Annotated in this window: 18 protein-coding genes; 5 read left to right on the top strand and 13 right to left on the bottom strand. The window is 60.6% G+C overall.

What is annotated here, in order from left to right; all coding sequences use genetic code 11:
* Positions 1-58: 58 nt before the first annotated feature.
* The 3 genes from M5J09_RS07985 to M5J09_RS07975 all read right to left on the bottom strand — a co-directional run bounded on the left by M5J09_RS07985 (position 59) and on the right by M5J09_RS07975 (position 2,605).
* Complete coding sequence (locus tag M5J09_RS07985; protein ID WP_257157513.1) at positions 59-883, bottom strand: TIGR02206 family membrane protein; 825 nt, start codon at positions 881-883, stop codon at positions 59-61.
* A 79-nt stretch (positions 884-962) separates the two neighbouring features.
* Entirely contained in the window at positions 963-1,610 is a 648-nt protein-coding gene (locus M5J09_RS07980) for an ABC transporter ATP-binding protein (protein WP_257157512.1), read from the bottom strand.
* On the bottom strand, positions 1,610-2,605 hold the full coding sequence (locus tag M5J09_RS07975) for an ABC transporter permease (protein ID WP_070536958.1): 996 nt from the start codon (positions 2,603-2,605) through the stop codon (positions 1,610-1,612). Before M5J09_RS07975 ends, M5J09_RS07980 begins: the two co-directional genes overlap by 1 nt.
* A gap of 115 nt (positions 2,606-2,720) precedes the next feature.
* On the opposite strand from M5J09_RS07975, the gene M5J09_RS07970 reads away from it, so the two are divergent.
* The 3 genes from M5J09_RS07970 to M5J09_RS07960 are packed head-to-tail and all read left to right on the top strand — an operon-like array spanning position 2,721 to position 5,495.
* Positions 2,721-3,869 (top strand): sensor histidine kinase, encoded by a 1,149-nt coding sequence (locus tag M5J09_RS07970; RefSeq protein WP_257157529.1) that lies wholly within the window; start codon positions 2,721-2,723, stop codon positions 3,867-3,869.
* Positions 3,862-4,479 carry a response regulator transcription factor gene (locus M5J09_RS07965; RefSeq protein ID WP_257157511.1) on the top strand — a complete coding sequence of 206 codons (618 nt, stop codon included), beginning with the start codon at positions 3,862-3,864 and terminating at the stop codon, positions 4,477-4,479. Before M5J09_RS07970 ends, M5J09_RS07965 begins: the two co-directional genes overlap by 8 nt.
* A gap of 5 nt (positions 4,480-4,484) precedes the next feature.
* On the top strand, positions 4,485-5,495 hold the full coding sequence (locus M5J09_RS07960; protein ID WP_257157510.1) for an NAD(P)/FAD-dependent oxidoreductase: 1,011 nt from the start codon (positions 4,485-4,487) through the stop codon (positions 5,493-5,495).
* A 13-nt stretch (positions 5,496-5,508) separates the two neighbouring features.
* Here M5J09_RS07960 and M5J09_RS07955 read toward each other — a convergent pair whose 3' ends face one another.
* Positions 5,509-6,081: a VanZ family protein gene (locus M5J09_RS07955; protein ID WP_257157509.1), complete on the bottom strand. Its 573-nt coding sequence runs from the start codon at positions 6,079-6,081 to the stop codon at positions 5,509-5,511.
* Positions 6,082-6,168: 87 nt separating this feature from the next.
* On the opposite strand from M5J09_RS07955, the gene M5J09_RS07950 reads away from it, so the two are divergent.
* Positions 6,169-7,134: an acryloyl-CoA reductase gene (locus tag M5J09_RS07950; RefSeq protein ID WP_042532828.1), complete on the top strand. Its 966-nt coding sequence runs from the start codon at positions 6,169-6,171 to the stop codon at positions 7,132-7,134.
* A 6-nt stretch (positions 7,135-7,140) separates the two neighbouring features.
* On the opposite strand, the gene metS is transcribed toward M5J09_RS07950, so the two are convergent.
* The 9 genes from metS to M5J09_RS07905 all read right to left on the bottom strand — a co-directional run bounded on the left by metS (position 7,141) and on the right by M5J09_RS07905 (position 17,104).
* The gene (metS, locus tag M5J09_RS07945) at positions 7,141-7,305 is read right to left on the bottom strand and encodes a methionine/alanine import NSS transporter subunit MetS (protein ID WP_042532830.1); all 165 of its coding nucleotides are present in this window, start codon (positions 7,303-7,305) and stop codon (positions 7,141-7,143) included.
* Between the two features lie 25 nt (positions 7,306-7,330).
* Positions 7,331-8,983: a sodium-dependent transporter gene (locus M5J09_RS07940; RefSeq protein WP_257157508.1), complete on the bottom strand. Its 1,653-nt coding sequence runs from the start codon at positions 8,981-8,983 to the stop codon at positions 7,331-7,333.
* A gap of 154 nt (positions 8,984-9,137) precedes the next feature.
* Positions 9,138-9,869 carry a response regulator gene (locus tag M5J09_RS07935; protein WP_257157507.1) on the bottom strand — a complete coding sequence of 244 codons (732 nt, stop codon included), beginning with the start codon at positions 9,867-9,869 and terminating at the stop codon, positions 9,138-9,140.
* Positions 9,866-12,463 carry an ATP-binding protein gene (locus tag M5J09_RS07930; protein ID WP_257157506.1) on the bottom strand — a complete coding sequence of 866 codons (2,598 nt, stop codon included), beginning with the start codon at positions 12,461-12,463 and terminating at the stop codon, positions 9,866-9,868. The genes M5J09_RS07935 and M5J09_RS07930 overlap by 4 nt, the downstream gene beginning before the upstream one ends.
* A gap of 23 nt (positions 12,464-12,486) precedes the next feature.
* The gene (locus tag M5J09_RS07925) at positions 12,487-13,038 is read right to left on the bottom strand and encodes a potassium-transporting ATPase subunit C (RefSeq protein ID WP_042532838.1); all 552 of its coding nucleotides are present in this window, start codon (positions 13,036-13,038) and stop codon (positions 12,487-12,489) included.
* A gap of 30 nt (positions 13,039-13,068) precedes the next feature.
* The gene (gene kdpB, locus M5J09_RS07920) at positions 13,069-15,138 is read right to left on the bottom strand and encodes a potassium-transporting ATPase subunit KdpB (protein ID WP_042532840.1); all 2,070 of its coding nucleotides are present in this window, start codon (positions 15,136-15,138) and stop codon (positions 13,069-13,071) included.
* Positions 15,135-16,847, bottom strand: a complete 1,713-nt coding sequence (gene kdpA, locus M5J09_RS07915; protein ID WP_374982113.1) for a potassium-transporting ATPase subunit KdpA — start codon at positions 16,845-16,847, stop codon at positions 15,135-15,137. Before kdpA ends, kdpB begins: the two co-directional genes overlap by 4 nt.
* Positions 16,847-16,942: a K(+)-transporting ATPase subunit F gene (kdpF, locus tag M5J09_RS07910; RefSeq protein WP_039672809.1), complete on the bottom strand. Its 96-nt coding sequence runs from the start codon at positions 16,940-16,942 to the stop codon at positions 16,847-16,849. Before kdpF ends, kdpA begins: the two co-directional genes overlap by 1 nt.
* A gap of 3 nt (positions 16,943-16,945) precedes the next feature.
* On the bottom strand, positions 16,946-17,104 hold the full coding sequence (locus M5J09_RS07905; protein WP_158407812.1) for a hypothetical protein: 159 nt from the start codon (positions 17,102-17,104) through the stop codon (positions 16,946-16,948).
* 221 nt (positions 17,105-17,325) lie between these two features.
* Between M5J09_RS07905 and M5J09_RS07900 the strand changes: the two genes are divergently transcribed.
* Positions 17,326-19,011: an FAD-binding dehydrogenase gene (locus tag M5J09_RS07900; RefSeq protein WP_257157504.1), complete on the top strand. Its 1,686-nt coding sequence runs from the start codon at positions 17,326-17,328 to the stop codon at positions 19,009-19,011.
* The last annotated feature ends 22 nt before the right edge of the window (positions 19,012-19,033 follow it).

The following is a 19,033-nucleotide window of genomic DNA, read 5'->3' as shown; positions in this document are numbered from 1 at the left end:
GCCTTCACGGCGGTACGTTCTCGCACCCAAGGGCTAAAAATTCGCGGTTTTTGGGAGACTATTTACGAAAACGTACCGTTACTCGGCGCAGAATCCCGGACGCGGTGCCGACGGACTTGCGCAGCAGTCCCCGAGTGCCCACGGCCGTGGTGCCGCGGCGCAGCGAGGTGTTTTCCCACGGCCATGTCATTGCGGCCCAAGCAGCCATGACGGCGAAGGTTTCCACCGCGATGTATCCGGGCCAGGGCCCGAACAGGTTGATGATGGAGGGGCTTCCCGGCGCGTGGTTGAGGAAGCCGTAGTTGCCGTCGGTCTTCGCGTTGACCGCCATCGCGATGGCCATCCACACGGGCGTGACCTTGACGGCGAAGCGGTATCCCTTCCAGGTGGGGCGATAACCCAAGCCAAAGGTAAGGCCTAGCGGCACCGCCAGGGCCACGATGTGGAAGAACCAATAGGTGGCAAAGCGCAGCCAGCGCGGAGAGAAGTAATATATGACGTCCGGGGTGATGATGGCCTGCGGGTTGAGGATGATGCCCCAGAAATACGTCAGGGTCAGCGCGTGCTCATTGCCAGTAATAAGGCCCAGCGCCAAGATGGGGCGCAGCACGTCGCACAAGTGCAGAGGCAGGGATTCCCGGATGTCGAACTGCTTCGGGTCCAAGGATACGACCGTCCACGCAGTACCGAGGACCAGCAGGGCCCAGCCCACCATCTGCCGGACAAACTTTTCGCGGCTTGTCCCTTTGACGCGGCGAGCGCCAACGATAAAGACGCCGCAGGCAGCGATGGTTATCGTCAGCATGAGCGCATGCAGCGGGGTCCATTGCTGCATGCGCTCATAGTCGGTGGGGGTTACCCGGGGGCGGCGAGGTCGAAGCATATCGAAGTATTAATGTACTCCGCATTCGCCTATTTCGTGCGCCAAGGAGGAAAATTAGTTCCTTGAATTAATGCCGGAGCTAGGCCGCAACCTCCGAGTAGGCGGAAACCTTGCCGTCTTTGACCTCGACAACGCGGTCGGCGTAGTCCAGCAGGCTACGGTCGTGGGTGATGAAGAGTGTTGCGGTGTCGAAGTCCTCGGTGACTCCGCGCAGCAGCTTGGCGATGTCCCGCGAGAGCTTGGAGTCCAGGGCGGAGGTGGGCTCGTCAGCCAGCAACACGGAAGGCTGGCCCATCAGAGCGCGGGCGATGTTGACGCGCTGGCGCTGACCACCAGACAGTTGGTTCATGCGGCGGTTACCAAAGTCCTTCAAGCCCACGAAGCTGAGCAGCTCATCAGCGCGGTCCTGTCGGAGCTTGCGGCCTTCCATGTGGTCGATGATGAGCAGCTGCTCACGAGCGGTAAGGGAAGCCAGAAGGTTGGCCTGCTGGAAGATGAGGCCGCGGGAACCGGTGTGCTCCACGGTGCCGGAATCCGGCTCGATAAGGCCGGCGGCTACGGAAAGTAGCGTGGACTTGCCGGAACCGGACTCGCCGATGACGGCGCATAGCTCACCGGGTTTCACGTCGAGGCTCACGCCATCGAGGGCGGTGACGCGGGACTCGCCGTCGGGGTAGGTGACCACGACATCACGAAGGGACAGTGCGGGAGTAGCGGTGGTAGTCATTAGGCGTTGCCTCCTAGGGCGTCGAGCGGGTTGATCTTGGCCACGCGGCGGGTGGCGAGGAAGGCACCGGCGATACCGAGCAGCCAGATGCCGAGGGCCGGAACGATAACGGTCATGACGGAGACCTCGAAGGGCACGGTGCCCTGGGCGGCCAGGCCGAGTAGCCAGCCGACGAGAGCGCCCGCGCCGACACCGGCGGCCAGAATGATGGCGGCCTGTGCAATAGCGTCCTTGAGCAGGTACGTCACGCTGGCGCCGAGAGCGCGGAGAATGGACAGATCACGGGTGCGCTGGATGGTCCAGATGCTGAGGAAGGCGATGGTCACCAGGGCGGAGATTCCATAGAGGAAGGCCTGCATGGTCAACAGGGAGCCGCGCTCCGATTGGTAGGCCGGCAGACCTGCCAGAGCCTTCTTCATGGGGACGGATGTATCAGTTGGCTCAGTAGTGAGTAGGGCTACGCCCACCATGTCCTCCGGCATATGGGAGACCTTCTGCCAAGTGGCGGTGTCGACCCATACGACCGGGGAGTGGGAGTAGTACTCATCCGGCACCGCTCCGCGCACCTCTAAGTCGACTCCGCCGAGGGTGGCCTGGGACGGAGCATTCATCTCCTCATCGATGGACTCGCTGAGAACCATGCCGCGGTCCGGGATGAGGGTGTCCGTACCGGGGATCTCAGTGCCAGCCGGTAGGCCGAAGACAGCTACGCCGCCCTGTCCATCAAGCTTGGTCTGGGTAGCGCCCAGCGGGATAGCACCAGCGGTGACATCCTCGGCGTAGATTTCCGATTCAGTAAAGGACGGGTCCTCCGTGGAGAAGGTCACGTTCGGAGTGGATTCTCCCAGTGCCTCCAGGGCGGACGTATTCTGCTTAGACAGGCCTTGGGTGAGGCCGGACAACATAACGAGCAACAACGTAATAAGAGCCACGACGCCGCCGATCAGGAAGAAACGACCGCGGGCGGTGACTATCTCTCTCAATGCAAGGAACATAGTATTCATACTGCTCATGCGCTCGGAGAAAGTAATCGGGCACCTAGTTGAACCTCCAATCAACCAGTTGGTTGATTCGGCCTCAACCGCTAAGGCGATAGGCTGGATCGGCGTGATGATGCGAAACAGCTTGTGGAGCTTTGGCCTCCACGCCATGTTCGGATTCCTGCTGGTCTTCGGCGTGCTCCGCGCCTGGGCCGATGATCGCCTCGATGCCCGGGTTTTCGGCCTCGCGATTGCCCTCGCGGTGGTCTACGCCGGTTTCGTGCTCTACGCCGCCCGCAAGCCCGCCAAGCCCGTGCCCACCACGCTGTGGCTCGCCGCACTGTGCCTGCTGTGGATAGGCCTCATGGTGCATGCCCAAGACTTCATGTGGATGGAATTTCCGCTGGTCTTCGTCTTTGTCCATGCTCTCCCCTTCTGGCCCGGCATCCTCGCCAGCGCCATTTTGTGGGCTATCGCCGCTTTCATCCCCGCCTGGCTACATCCCCAAGCATGGACGGCGGCTGCCGCCATCGGCCCCTTCATCGGCACGTGTTTCGCCGTGCTCGTCTACCATGCCGCACGCAAGATTCAAGCGGAGGCGGTGCACCACGCGGCCGTCGCCAAGCAGCTGCGCGAAACCCAGGAGGAACTCGCCGCCACCGAGCACCAGGCCGGCCGCCTGGAGGAGCGCGAGCGCCTCTCCCGCGAGATTCACGACACCGTAGCTCAGGGCCTCTCCTCCATCGTGCTGCTCAGCCGCGCCGCCAAGAACACCCCGGATGCGCAGGAAAAGACAGCGCAGCTCCAGCTCATTGAGAAGGTGGCACGGGATAACCTCGCGGAAGCCCGCCGTTTTGTTAAAGAGCTCGCCTCCCCTGCCTCCTCCATTGATGAAGGCCTGCGCGCCCTCGTGGACGAGCTCCAGGCCCAAGCGAAGGGCCTGGAGCTGCGCACGCAGTTCAGCCTCAAACTCACCGGACGTGGTGAAGTTCCCACCGAGCTCCACCATGTTATTCTGCGCTGTGCGCGCGAGGGCCTGACCAACGTGATGAAACATGCCGATGCCGACCGTGCGGTGGTCACACTGGGAGCATTCGCGGATGAGGTCACCTTGGACGTCGTTGACGACGGCCACGGAATCGATGGCCCGCGTGGTTTCGGCCTGACCGGCCTCGAGCAGCGTGTGCGCAGCGTTGGCGGCACCGTCCAGGTAGAATCCTCACCTGCCGGCACCGCGCTCGCGGTGCGAATCCCAACAGGAAGCAAGCGCAATGGTTAACGTGATGCTCATCGATGATCACCCCGTGGTCCGCGCCGGGCTGCGCTCAATCCTCAACGCCTTTCACGACATCGAGGTGGTGCTGGAAGGCTCGGATGGCTCAGCGGTGGAGAAGCTGGCGCTTGACGACGTCCCCCCGGTCGACGTCGTCGTCTGCGATATCCAGATGCCGGATGTCGATGGCATCGCCGCTACCCGGCGCGTGCGTGAGCTCGATGGACCACCGGTGCTCATCCTGACGACGTATGACACCCAGGCCGATATCCTCGCCGCAGTAGAAGCCGGCGCGATGGGCTACCTACTCAAGGATGCTCCTGAGGAAGCCCTTCACAATGCCGTGCTTGATACCGCTGCGGGCAAGCGCACCTTGGCGCCCGAGGTGACCAACCTCCTGGCGGAGCGTCTTGCCCAGCCGGAGACCGCCCTGTCCGCCCGTGAACTGGAGATTCTTCAATCCCTGGCGACTGGCCGTTCCAATAAACAGATTGCGCAGCAGCTCTTCATTTCTGAGGCCACCGTCAAGACTCACCTCATTCACGTCTATCAGAAGCTCGGGGTGGACACCCGCACTGCGGCCGTCTCCGCCGCCCGCGAGCGCAAACTCATTTAAGTAAAATGCACATCTACGATTGCGTGGTCGTCGGTGGTGGCCAATCCGGCTTGGCCACCGGCTATTACCTGCGCCGCAAGAAGCTCGACTTCCTCATCCTCGATGCCAACGACTCCCCCGGCGGCGCCTGGCAGCACGCGTGGGACTCTCTCACGCTCTTCAGCGATTCCGAGTCCTCCACCTTGCCCGGCTGGCCCATGCCGCACTATGACGGTTTCCCGCCGGCTACCCATGTGGTGGATTACCTCACACGTTATGAAGAACGCTACGACCTGCCGGTTCGGCACGGGGTTGAGGTCACCGCTGTGTTTCATGACACCGCCTCCTTCCGCCTCACCACGAACCGCGGGGAGTTTCTCGCCCGCACCGTTGTCGCCGCCACGGGCACGTGGTCCGCACCGTTTATCCCCTTTTATCCCGGCGCGTTTGCTGGCCGCCAGTGGCACACCACGAACTACCCCGGCCCCGCACCGTTTCTCCCTGGCGCACAGCCCGATGCGAAGCGTGTCGCCGTCGTCGGCGCGGGTAACTCGGGGGCCCAAATCGCCGCCGAGCTTGCCTTGAAGGACGTAGACACCACGTGGTTTACCACGCATCCGCCGCGGTGGATGCCGGATGACGTCGATGGCCGCGTGCTCTTTAGCCGCAACCGCCAGCGCATGCTTGCGCTGGCCAAGGGCGAACCCGATCCCGGACCGGAATCGGAGCTGGGTGACATCGTCATGGTCCCGCCGGTGCTCAAAGCTCGGGATAGCGGCCTGCTGAGCTCCACGCCGATGTTTACCTCGCTCGATGAGCTCACCGAGCAGGGATTTAGCGATCTCGTCTGGGCCACCGGTTTCCGCCCCGCTTTGCGCCCCTTCACCGGGCTGCTGGCAGAAGGAAAGCCCACGGTGGAAGGATTCTTCCCCGTGGGCTATGGCACCTGGACTGGGCCGGGTTCGGCAACGATTACCGGTGTGTCGCCCTATGCGCGACAGGTCGCGGCCGATATCGCAGAACTCGTACGGGACTAGTCCGCCGCAGGGTTTAGAGCAGCATCGCACCAAGGAGTGCCACTACCGCTAACCCCAGGACGAAACCTAAGCGGTGCATAATCTGCTTCTGTTTCTCACGGCTCAGCCGCGCCATAAACAGCGCGCCAAGAACACTTCCCACCGTGTTGTAGAGGAGATCATCGATATCGCTAAAACCTAGGCGGAAGACGCACTGGGCGCTCTCGATTCCCACGCTCACTGCCACACCGAGGAGCAGGGCACCACCTAGGCCCCAGCGCACCCGACGAAGGGAACGCCCCATGACGTACACGGCCGCGCCGAAAGGCATGAAGAGAAGGATGTTGCCAAAGAGGTCGCTCCAGGCGCCGTACCACACCGAGGAGGTAGTGAAACCGCCGAAGAGGTGCAGGTTCACCCTGCGCACGGCATGGGCAGAACCGTCCACGACACCGGGGATATCCATGAAGGGTTTGCCGAGGGTGGCGAGGCCCACGGTGAGGAGGGCAAGGAGGGTGATGAGGAGGGCGTCGCGAAGCATGTGCCGGTTCAGATCCGGCACGGGCGCGAGCCGGTTACGGGGATGACGAAGCTCTGTCGTGCTCATGGTGCTCACTGTAAAGGCACTTGCTGCCAAGTTCCTGGATCATTTTCTGCCAAAATGCTGCTTCACAGCACAGGTAGGATAGTGCGCATGAGCACACTGATTGTCACACGCACTGATTCCGGAGTATCCCACTCCTTCCAAGACGAACCCCTACTGGCAGAGGGCGATACGCTCGTTACCGTGCAGTACTCGTCCCTCAACTACAAGGACGCCATGGCCTTGGAGGGCAATAAGGGCGTTATGCGCATTGACCCGCTGGTTCCCGGCATTGACGTCGTGGGCACCGTGGAAGAGACCACGGATGAGCGTCTGAAGCAAGGCCAACTCGTCGCCGCGTTTGGTGACGGCTTGGGGGAATTCCGCCACGGCGGCTACACCACCCAGCAGCGCGTCAACGGTGAGGCCACCATCCCCGTGCCGGAGCGTTTCAGCGCTAGCGACGCCGCCGCGATTGGTACGGCCGGGTACACCGCCGCCATCTGCGTCAACCAGCTGCGCACACACGGCACGACCGAGGGTCACATCCTCGTCACGGGCGCCACGGGTGGCGTGGGCTCCATCGCGGTGCAACTTCTCAAATCCGCAGGCTACGAGGTAACCGCGGTGACCGGCCGCGTTGATTCCCAGTCGGAGTACCTCACCACGCTGGGAGCGGACCACGTCCTCGACCGCGCAGCGCTCTCCGAGACCGGCCGTCCGCTGCAGAAGGCGCTGTACGACGGCGCCGTGGACACCGCCGGGTCCACCGTCCTGGCCAACGTTCTTGCACAGGTGCGGTGGGGCGGCGTGGTTGCCGCCACCGGCATGGCTGCAGGCCCGGACCTGCCGGCTTCGGTACTGCCCTTTATCTTGCGCGGAATCGTCCTGGCCGGTGGCAATTCCGTGGATGCGCCGCGTGCGGTACGTGAGGCCGCCTGGCAGCTTCTCGACGATCACCTAGACCTCGACCTGCTGCGCTCCATCACGGAGACGGTGCAGCTGAAGGATGTTGCTGCAGCCGCCGAAGAGCTGCGCGCCGGCTCCCGTCACGGGCGCACTGTCGTTGAGATCTAGTCCGCTTTAGTGGACGCGGTGGGACAAGGCCTCGTCATCAGTACCGGGAGCTGTGCCGAGCTCGCCCGTGGTGTCATCATCGCTGCGGGCCAGCCAGATGGAGGAGACCACCAACCCGCCCCAGATGACGACGACGAAGAGGATGAAGAGCAGGATTGCGCTTGTAGTCATTGTCGTTGTCCTTTCTTAGTAGTGGTTATTTCTCGCCCGAGACAGGCACAGCATTGTGGCTGACACGTGCAGTGGCAGTGTCTGCCGTCTGACCTGCAGCAAGCGGGTTCGGGGTGCCGGCCGGGCGGCCGCCGACCGGCACACCGTAGTCCGAGGTCTCCATGCCGTCTAGGTACTTGTTGCCGCGGAAGGCCACGAGCGGCATGAGGAAACTGCCCAGCAGGATGATGCCCAGCACGGCCCACCCAAAGAGCCCAATCTGGCTGGAGGAGTATCCCTCGTATCCTTCCCTCGCGATGGTGATGATCTCGTTGACCAGGAAGTAGACCAGCAATAGCGGGGTAGCGATGAAGGCCAGGACCTGCCAGAATCCGCCGACCTTAAGGTGAGAGACTGCATTGAGGTGCTGCTGGATCTCGTTGCGGCGGCCGGTAATCCAGCCCACGACCACCAGTGCGCAGATGGAGCCGAAGACAATGCCCAGGTTGTTGGTGAACTTATCCATGATGTCCAGCGTGACTAGGCCGGACGATGTGGAAAAGAGGAAGCAGGACACGACTGCCATGATGCTGCCGACGCTGATGGCAGACACTCGACGGGACACATCGAACTTATCGGCCACTGCGGAGACCACAACTTCCATGATGGAAATCAGTGAGGTCACGCCAGCGAGGAAGAGTGAACCGAAGAAGAGGATGCCGAAGAGGCCACCGAAGGGCATGAGGTTGATAATGGTCGGGAAGGCGATGAACGCCAGACCGATACCGGAGGAGGCCACCTCATCCACTGCGACGCCCTGCTGGGCAGCCATGTAGCCCAGGGTGGCAAAGACTCCAATACCTGCGAGAACCTCAAAGGAGGAGTTTGCGAACGCGGTCACCAGGCCAGTGTTAGTCAGGTTAGTGCGCGGTTTCAGATAGGACGCGTAGGTGATCATGATGCCGAAGCCGATGGACAGGGAGAAGAAGATCTGACCGTAGGCCGCAATCCACACTGAGGGGTTACTCAACACCGACCAATCCGGGGTGAAGAAAGCGTTGAGCCCCTCAGCCGCGCCGTCGAGGAAGAAGGCGCGGACGACCAAGACAATGAACATGACCGCCAGCACAGGTAGGAAGATGGAGGTCAGCTTGCCGATACCCTCGTTGATGCTCGTGGCGAGGGTCGCGATACAAATGATCCACACGACGATCATGACGCCGAGAATGGACGGGACCACGTTGCCCGAGTACGTCTTCTCCGGGTCCGACTGGAGGAAGTCACTCATGAAGTAGGTCGCCGTGTCCTCTCCCCACGCCTGGTTCACCGACTTGACGGTGTACAGGGCGGCCCAGGCGATGATCGCCGCGTAGTAGATGGCAATGAAGAAGTTCACGCCCACCTTGAACCACCCCACGCCTTCCCACGCTTTGCTGATTCTGCGGAAAGCCAGCGGTGCCGAGCCACGGAAGCGGTGGCCGATGGCCAGGTCGAACCAGAGAATCGGGATACCCGCAGTGAGCAGTGCCACCATGTACGGGATGAGGAAGGCGCCACCGCCGTTGTCATAGGCAACGTACGGGAAGCGCCAAATATTACCGAGGCCGACGGCGGAACCGATGGCGGCCATGAGGAAGACAAAACGCGTGTTGAATGTATCGCGCGTCGACTTGGTCTTTGTCGTGGTTGTTGAAGACATGAGAGCACCTTCTTGTTGAGCAAACTCCATGAACACGGGCCTGAAAGAGGGTCTTTCAGCATCCTCGTGCGACTGAGTGTTAGCGAGGAGTTTATACTACCTGCCGACCAATAGGTACCCTTTTTTGAGAATTGTGTCTCATTTTTCGCCACCTTTAAGTTAGGTCGCTCTCCTGTCCCGTCTCTGGGATTACGAAACGATAACCCAACCCAGATTCTGTGAGCAGGTACCGTGGGTGGGCGGGGTCATCCTCCAGCTTGCGCCTCAACTGGGAGGTGTAAATGCGAAGGTAGTGTCCCTGCCCCTCAAAGCCGGGACCCCAGATCTCAGAGAGCAGGTCCTCCTTGCGCACCAAGCCACCGTGGGCGCGAAGTAGCGTAGTGAGCACGCCCCACTCAGTGGGTGTCAGATGCAGCGGCTCGCCGCCTTTGGTGATGGAATGGCGAGGAACGTCAATCACGACGTCCCCGGCGCGGACCACAGCGGCCTCAGCGCGCCTCACGGGACTCTGCGGGCTGCCATGCCGCAGCGCCACTCGCACACGGGCCAAAAGCTCCTCCATAGAGAAGGGCTTGGTCACGTAGTCGTCCGCGCCGCGGTCGAGAGCTGCGGCGCTAAACAGCGGATCGGAGCGCGCCGTCAGGATGATGACCGGTACCGCAGACCACCCGCGGATTCCTTCCAACACGACGGTGCCATCCATATCCGGCAGCCCCATGTCCAAAATCACAACGTCTGGCTGCTGCTGCGACACCACCTGTAATCCCTCTGCGCCTGTACGCGCCTGGTGAACCTCGTAGCCACGAGCCTTGAAGTTAATACTCAACGTATTAAGTAGGCGGGGGTCATCGTCCACAATGGCGATGCTGGTTTTCTTCGTCGTCATTTTTGTTCTCCTCCCGCGACGGGAAACCGCAAAATAAAGGTTGCGCCCGGGGTGGCAGCCACCTCGATGCTACCGCCCATGGCCTCTACAAAGCCTTGGACAACAGAAAGGCCAAGGCCCACACCGTTGTCGTTGCTGGTATCACCCAAACGCTGAAACGCTTGAAACAGTTCCTTCTGCTTCTCCGGTGGGATGCCCGGGCCTTCATCGACGACGATCAGTTCTACCTGTTCAATGGTGGTCTGGGCGCTCAAGGTAACGGCGCCGGTTGGCGCATAGCGCAAGGAGTTATCGAAGAGATTGGCCAAGACGCGCTCCATGAGCGCCGTATCCGCGCAACACGTAACTCCGCGCACGCTAGGGTCAAGGTGAATGCGCCCAATTTGCTCTCGGGAATGCCCGAAGGCACAGGAAGCAATGGCGCGATTAGCCACTTCGGCTACGTCGACGATGTCTCGGCGGGCGGTTATGGCGCCAGCTGTGAGCCGGGAGTAATCCAGCAAGTTGGTTACCAATCCGGTAAGTTCCTCGATGCTCGCTGCAGTTTCTGCCAAAAGCATGTCCTGGTCTTCGGGAGTGAATTCAATGTCAGCGTTGCGCAACGAGGATACCGCCAACTTGGCCGTGGCCAGCGGTGTACGCAGGTCGTGGCTCACACTAGACAGCAGCGCTCGGCGCAACTCGTCAGCAGCGGCTATCGCATCTGCGCGCGCGGCCTCAGCAGAGAGCTTTTCGCGGCGAACAATGCCTGCGAGATAGCCCGCTACCACGGTGACCAGACCTCGGTCACGAGCAGACAATGTGGGGCCTTCGAGACGAAGCTGAACCGTGCCATCTGCGCTCGCGACAACGGTGTCCACCGCCCGTTCATCGCGCACCTTTTCGGGAATATGAAGATGTTTTGAGGTACGTACGGGGCTCGCTGCACGCCAGGTGGCAAGAACGTCACCGTTTTCATCAAGTAGCTCTGCTCTACGGCAACCAAATGCCTCCCCCACCTTGCGCATCACGGCATCTTTCGGGGAAGAATCCGCGCGACGATTCAAGGCGGCACGAGAAAACACTGTGAGCAACTCGGCATCACGCGCAGCAATAGCTGCGTTCGCACGCTCAATCTTGGCGCGGCGCACAAGGATGCCGACCGCCAGTGCGATAGCCACCATGACTACGGCGATCACGGCGTTAGCGGGATCTGCTATATCGAAGGTATGGATCGGCTCGGTGAAGAACCAGTTGACCGCTAGGCCCGAAGCCACCGCCACCACTACGGCCGGCCACAGGCCTGCCACCAAACTGACAAGCAGGATGAGCGCAAAGTAGAACGCGGAACAGGTGCCTGTTCCCAAATCCTGGCCGTCCGCCTGCACCAACAGTGCAGTGAGCCCGACGAAAGCTAACGCTGAGCTAAGCCACGCGATGGCGCGCTGCGGGAAGGGGCGGAAAGGATGCAGCATCCGTGTGAGCGGAAGTGGTTTTTCCGGGGGAAGGTTGACGATGTGACAGTCAATCGAGCCGGATTCACGCAGCACCGTTTCCGCCACCGTACCGTGCCAGTGCACGCCGAAGCGACGCCGCGGCGAGACTCCCACTACGAGCTGGGTGGCGTTGACACTCCGGGCAAAATTGAGCAGAGCTTCCGGGACGCTGTCCCCGGTAACCTGGTGCAGTCGTGCACCCACATCCTGGGCTAAGGACTGCAGCCGGGCGAGCTGTTGCGCTGATCCTCCCACCGAGGAGGAACGAGAGGTGAAGGAATCACCGAAAACAACGTGAACTACGTGCAATTCCGCCGAGGATTTTGTCGCGATGCGCCGCCCGCGGCGGATGAGGGTCTCTGCGTGCGCCACGTTTTGAATCGCCACAACCACCCGCTCACGTGCTTCCCACGTATCTGTGATTTTCTGGTCTAAGCGGTAAGTGATGAGGGCCTCATCAACCTGATCCGCTAACCACAACAAAGCTAGTTCGCGCAGCGCAGTAAGATTTCCCACACGGAAGTAGTTGTTGAGGGCAGGCTCAATACGTGCCTCGCGGTACACGTGGCCGTTGCTCAGACGGGTGCGCAGAAGCTGCGGGGAGACGTCGATAAGCTCAATCTCATCGGCAGCACGTACTACCTCGTCCGGCACCGTTTCCTGCGGCGCGATGCCCGTGATCTGCTTGATAACGTCGTTAAGACTCTCCAGATGCTGGATATTGAGAGTCGACATAACGTCTATTCCGGCCTCTAGAATCTGCTCAATGTCTTCCCACCGCTTCTCGTGAACCTCGTCTCGCGGATTAGAGTGAGCAAACTCATCGACGAGAACGATCTCCGGGCGCCGCTGGATAACCGCCGCGGTATCCATTTCACCCGCGGAAATGCCCTCGACAGTGCGCCTCGGAACAATCTCCAGCCCCTCGCACAGGGCCTTGGTGTACGCGCGCCCGTGGTCTTCCACTACCCCAACGACAACGTCGCGGCCTTGGTCGACCAGCGTGTGCGCTTCGCTGAGCATGGCGCAGGTTTTGCCCGCGCCGGGAGCGGCGCCCAACAGAATCTTTAGGGTGCCGCGCTTGACTCGCGTCGGGGGTGTTGTCGGTTCGGTCAACATTGCTTCATCTTATGAGCTGATCTTTATGGGCAGGGGGTAGGCGTGGGCAATGCAATGTTGAGTGTGGTCACATTTACCGTGTCCTCGCCCAGGAAACCCAGGCTGGCATGCTCAGTATTGTCTGCAATCAGCTTCTTCACGTCTTCGACGCTCATCCCCTGTTCCCGGGCCACACGCGGAGCCTGCAGCTCCGCGTACTCGGGGCTGATGCCGGAATCCACGCCGGAACCGGATCCGGTAACGGCGTCGGCAGGCACCTGCTCCACGGATACGCCTTCGCGCTGAGCAATTTCCTCTCGGCGTTCCCGGATGGCCCTTTCTAGCTCAGTACTTGATGTGCCGTAGTTACTCATACCTTCCGCGCGGGTGAAGAAGTAGGGCCCATCGTCCACGCCATCCTGAATCTGACTGGAACCGACCAGGCATTCACCCTGGTAGACAAGGTTGCCCTCGGCAGATTTCGGGGTGATGCGAGATATTCCCCACACTGCGGCCGGGTAGATCATGCCGAGTGCGACGACGCATAAGAGCACGGCGACGAATCCGGCGATGAGATTACGCAGATAAACACGCATTATCGTTTCCTTTTTCTTTGCAGGTTTTCTTTATAGGCCGGGAAGGAGGGAGACGACTTGGTCGATAACCCAGATGCCGATGAAGGGGGTAATGACACCGCCGAGACCCCAGATGCCGAGGTTTCGACGCAGCAGTGAGGACGCGGAGGCCGGTTTGTAGGACACGCCCTTGAGCGCCAGTGGGATGAGCGCGACGATGATGAGCGCGTTGAAGACAACTGCGGAAACAATGGCGGACTCAGGAGAATGCAGGTGCATGACGTTGAGGCGCTCCAAGTGCGGCAACTGTGTGGAGAAGAGCGCCGGCAGGATGGCAAAGTACTTCGCCAAGTCATTGGCCAAGGAGAAGGTAGTCAACGCGCCGCGGGTGATAAGCAGCTGCTTGCCAATTCGAACGACATCGATGAGCTTTGTCGGGTCGGAATCCAGGTCCACCATGTTCGCAGCTTCCTTCGCCGCGGAGGTACCAGTGTTCATGGCCACGCCTACGTCCGCCTGGGCCAGCGCTGGGGCGTCGTTAGTACCGTCACCGGTCATGGCCACCATGCGGCCTTGTGCCTGCTCCTCACGGATGCGGGCGAGCTTGTCCTCCGGCGTAGCTTCGGCGATGTAATCATCGACGCCGGCTTCCTTGGCAATAGCTGCTGCGGTCAGCGGGTTGTCACCGGTAACCATGATGGTCTTGATGCCCATCTGACGCAGTTCAGCGAAACGCTCGGCCATGCCGGGCTTGACGACGTCACTCAGTTGCACTACCGCAATTACCGTGCGGCTGCCATCGGATTCTTCCACGGCGACAGGCAGCGGGGTGCCACCGTCTTGTGCAATCTGGGTTACTGAGTCCTCGATCTCTTGCGGCCAGGTGCCGCCTGCTTCAGTAACCCACTTACGTACGGCATCGCCAGCGCCCTTGCGCAGCTTGCGGTGAGCCAGGTCTAGACCGGACATTCTCGTCGACGCACTGAATGGAACGACCTCCGCACTCCGCGCTTCTGCATCTCCTTCACTGGACAAAGAGTAGTTTTCAGTCAGCCAGGCCACGATGGAGCGGCCTTCTGGGGTTTCATCCGCCAGGGAGGAAATGCGAGCAATCGCTGCTGCCTCGCGCTCGTTAACTCCCGAAGCCACAATCAGGCCGGTTGCCTGGCGGTTTCCGTAGGTGATGGTGCCAGTCTTGTCCATGAGGAGCGTAGCGACGTCACCAGCCGCCTCCACCGCACGGCCGGAGGTGGCCAGAACGTTGTGACGAACGAGGCGGTTCATACCGGCGATACCAACTGCAGAAAGTAGGGCGGCAATGGTGGTAGGAATTAGGCAGACCAACAAAGCGATAAGGGATAGTGGCGAAAGCTCCGCGCCGGTGAACAGACCCATCGGGGCAAGCGCAGTGACGGCGACGAGGAAGAGAATGGTCAGCGTGGAGAGCAAGATGCTCAGCGCAATCTCGTTCGGAGTCTTGCGGCGTTCCGCGCCCTCCACCAAGGCGATCATGGTGTCAACGAAGGTGGAGCCCGGTTCGGAGGTGATTTTGACCTTGATGGAATCAGAGAGCACCACGGTGCCGCCGGTCACGGCGCAGCGGTCACCGCCGGCTTCGCGGACCACAGGGGCCGACTCACCCGTAATAGCCGATTCATCCACGGTGGCAGCACCTTCGATGACGTCACCGTCACCCGGGATGGTCTCCCCTGCTTCTACACGCACGATGGCACCCTTGGTCAGCTCGGACGCGGGGACCACTTCAATGCCAGAGTCAGTAATGAGATTGGCAGTTGCATCATCGCGCACAGAGCGCAGACTGTCTGCTTGGGCCTTGCCACGGCCTTCGGCATAGGCCTCGGCGAAGGCGGCAAAGGCAATGGTGAACCACAGCCATACCGTCACGACCCATCCGTAAAAGCTGGGGTTGATGATGGACCACACAGTGGTCAGTGCCGCGCCCACCCACACGACGAACATCACGGGGTTGCGTGCTTGGGCGAGCGGGGACATTTTGCTCGGAAGCGTTTTCAGCGCCGCAGCCGCGAGGCCACTGCTCTTCTCCGGAGCTTTGCTGCGAGGAGTCTTATCCGACTCAGCGGTGATGGTTTGGGTTGTCATGATAGTGCCTCCGAAATGGGACCCAGAGTGAGGACAGGGAAGAATGTGAGCGCTGCGACCAGCAGGATTACTCCGATAGTCAACAGCGAGAAGGTAATGCCGGAGGTGGGTAAGCTGCCTGCGGTGGTGGCCTGGCGCTTCTGTCCTGCCAGGCTTCCAGCTAGGTAAAGGGTGAAGACAATGGGCAGGAACCGGCCTAACAGCATGGCCAAGCCCAAAGTGATCTGCCACCAGGGCTCAGTCACCGTCAGTCCAGCAAAAGCAGAACCGTTGTTATTCGCCGCCGAGGTAAAGGCGTAGAGAACTTCCGACAGGCTGTGGGCATTATCCGCCGTTCCCGGTGCACCGAAGTTGGTCGCTGAGGCTTCCACGAGCTTGCGCTGCGCCACGGATGCACCAACGCCCACGAGAACCAGAACCGGCATGGTGAGGATGTACAGGCTGACCGCTGAAATTTCCTTGCGGCCAATCTTATTGCCCATAAACTCCGGTGTGCGGCCCACTAGGAGGCCACCGATGAACACCGCGAGGATGGCCACAACCAACAGGCCATAGAGGCCAGTACCCACACCGCCCGGCGCGATTTCACCCAGCAACATGTTGAGGATGAGCAGACCACCGCCCAGTGGCGAATAGCTATCGTGCATCGAATCCACCGCACCCGTCGAGGTACCCGTGGTAGATACAGCGAACAGTGCTGAGGCATCAATGCCTAGTCGCTGTTCGATACCTTCCATGTTGGCGCCTGCCAACTGAGACGCACCGCCGACAAGGGTGTGCTGTGCCCAAGTCACCAGAACAACCATCACGGTCCACAAACCACCAGCCACGCTGAGCAGCGTCCACGCGTGCTTCTGCGACTTGAGCATCACACCATACATGCGGATCATGCAGAAAGAGATGACAAGCAGGGAGAAGATCTCCACGAGGTTAGTAAAACCGGTCGGGTTCTCAAACGGGTGCGCCGAGTTGGCACCGAAGATGCCACCGCCGTTGGTACCCAAGAGCTTAATGGCTTCCTGGCTGGCCACGGGAGCACGGGAAATATCTACACCGGACTCCGTAACCAGGTTCGAGCCAAAGGTCTGCATGGTGCCGCCGAGAATGAGCACGGTGGAGATGATGAGTGACAGGGGAAGCAGAATTCGGACGAGACCACGGGTGAGGTCTACCCAAAAGTTGCCGATGAGGTGCTGACCATTCTCGGTTGCCAACTTATCGCGGCTGTAACCCAAGTGACCGATGCCGCGGATCAAGGCAACAGCAACACACATGCCCACTGCGGCTGAGGCGAAGTTTTGCACGGTCAGACCCAGCATCTGCGAAGCATTGGTCAGAGTATCTTCACCAGAATACGACTGCCAGTTGGTGTTGGAGGTAAAGGAAGCCGCAGTGTTGAAGGCCATCCACGGCTCCACGGCTTCCTCGCGGGCGTTTCCAAAACTTGGCAACACCGCCTGGAGCCGCTGCACTGCATAAAGGACGAGGACTGAGGCCAGACTGAAGCCCAACAGAGCGCGAGTGTAGTTCTTAGCGTTATGCCCCCGGTCAGGGTCAATGCGCAAAATTCTGTACACAAGGCGCTCCACGGCCCAGTCTTTGTCAGAGGTATATGTACGGGCCATCCAATTGCCCAGCGGCACGTAAGCCGCCGCTAGAAGTGCAAGTAGGGCAAGGTACTGCGGCGCCACCGCCGCAATGCTAGCGATCATGCGAAACGCTCCGGGTCAATAAGGGAAATGATGAGATAGGCCACGAGCGCGACAACAATGATGAGCCCGATGACTGCTGTGATGGTGTTCATGTTCTACGCGTCTCCATCCATTAACTCGTTGATGGAGGACGGACCGCCGAACGCTAGGACCACGATCACGATGACCAGAATGTCCAACATGTGGGAGAGACCCCCTTGTGCGCGTGCAAAGTTCTGCACTAGTCCGTGCTCAGTGAGGGTGTCACCGAGCATCAGTGCCTCCTAATCGGCATCTGACATCTAGTGACGTTAGGAGCACACCCCGCTGTACTTACCTTTTCTTTGCGGCATCTTTACACCTTTAGCCTCGAATCTTTACGTCCTCTTTACGCCCCCATTTACCCCCAACGAACAGATCCCGGAACTTCATTGTTTCTGCACATCTTCCTGAATACTCCCCCTAACTGTTCTTTCATCACGTAAAGTTTCTTTCCATGAACGAAACCTCAGTCATCATCGTAGGCACGGGCCTCGCCGGCATGGTCGCCGGCTATGAGGCCATCAAAGGTGGCAAGCACGTCATCTTCCTTGAACAAGAAAACCGTAACAACCTCGGTGGCCAGGCCTTCTGGTCACTCGGCGGACTGTTTTACGTCAACTCTCCCGAGCAATCCTTGATGCGGGTCAAGGACTCCGAGGAGCTGGCCTGGCGGGATTGGGCCAACTCCGCCGATTATGACCCGGTGACCGAGGAGGACCGCCACGATTATTGGGGTGAGAAATGGGGACGCGAGTACGTGCGCTTCGCGGCCACCGAGAAACGCGATTATCTCAAGAGCTTAGGCCTTAATGTTCTGCCCACTATTGGATGGGCAGAACGCGGCTCTGGTGACGCGTCCGGACACGGCAATTCCGTGCCGCGCTTCCACCTCACCTGGGGAACAGGTCCCGAGGTCGTCCGCGTTTTCCGTGAGCCACTCCTCCGCGCTGAGGAGCAAGGCCAGGTGGAATTCCATTTCCGCCATCGCGTGGATGAGCTCGTCATCGAGAACGACGAGGCGGGCAGTCCGCGTGTCGTGGGCGTGCGCGGCAGCGTCCTCTCCCCCACCAATCAGGCGCGTGGAGAGGCGAGCACGAGGGACGTCGTCAAGCACTTCGAGCTGCGTGGCTCTGCTGTGGTGATTGCCACCGGTGGCATCGGCGGCAACCTGGAGAAAGTACGCCAGATGTGGCCCACTGAGCGCTGGGGTGAGTGCCCGAAAGAGCTGGTCACGGGCGTGCCCGCGCATGTCGACGGCCGTGGTATCGACATCGCCCAGCAGGCTGGCGCCTCCGTGGTCAATACCGACCGTATGTGGGCTTACACCGAAGGCATGACCAACTGGGATCCCATCTGGCCTGGCCACGGCATTCGCATCATCCCGGGCCCTTCGGCGCTCTGGCTCGATGCGGAAGGCAATCGCCTGCCCACCAACCTCTTCCCCGGCACCGATAACCTGGCGGCACTCGCCCACATCGGCCAGACCGGCCACGGCTATTCCTGGTTCGTGCTCAACAAGGCCATCGTGGGCAAGGAATTCATTTTCTCCGGCTCCGAGCAAAATCCGGACCTCACAGATAAGGAGCTCAAGAAACTCGCCAGCAAGGTGGGCCCGGGCACGCACGTGGCGGTGAAGGCCTTCATGGAGAACGGAATCGACTGGGTCGTTGAAGACAACTTCAGCGATCTTGTCGCCGGAATGAACCGCCTAGCACCGGAGGGTTCCCCCACCATTGAGGAGGCCCACCTAAGAAAAGTCCTGGAAGACCGCGATTCCCAGCTGGACAACCCCTTCAGTAAGGATGCCCAAGTCAACTACATTCGCGTTGCGCGCGGCTTCTTAGGTGACAAGCTCATTCGCGTCGCTCCCCCACACCGCATCCTCGATGAATCCAAGGGTCCGCTCATTGCTGTGCGTCTCAGCTTCCTCACCCGCAAGACACTCGGCGGGTTGGAGACCAACCTCGACGGCCAGTGCCTCAACGCGGACGGCACAGTGTTCCCCGGACTGTATGCGTGCGGCGAGGCTTCCGGTTTCGGTGGTGGCGGCATGCACGGCAAGAATGCGCTGGAAGGAACCTTCTTGGGCGGCTGCATTCACTCGGGCAAACGCGTGGGCGAGGCGCTCGCGCGAACTTAGTCTTGCTGATGCCCAGCACGAT

It is taken from the genome of Corynebacterium sp. BF-R-2, assembly GCF_024586525.1.
Taxonomy (GTDB): Bacteria; Actinomycetota; Actinomycetes; order Mycobacteriales; family Mycobacteriaceae; genus Corynebacterium; species Corynebacterium singulare.
The sequence above is the reverse complement of the archived record's forward strand: the minus strand, read 5'-3'. Positions and strand labels throughout refer to the sequence as shown.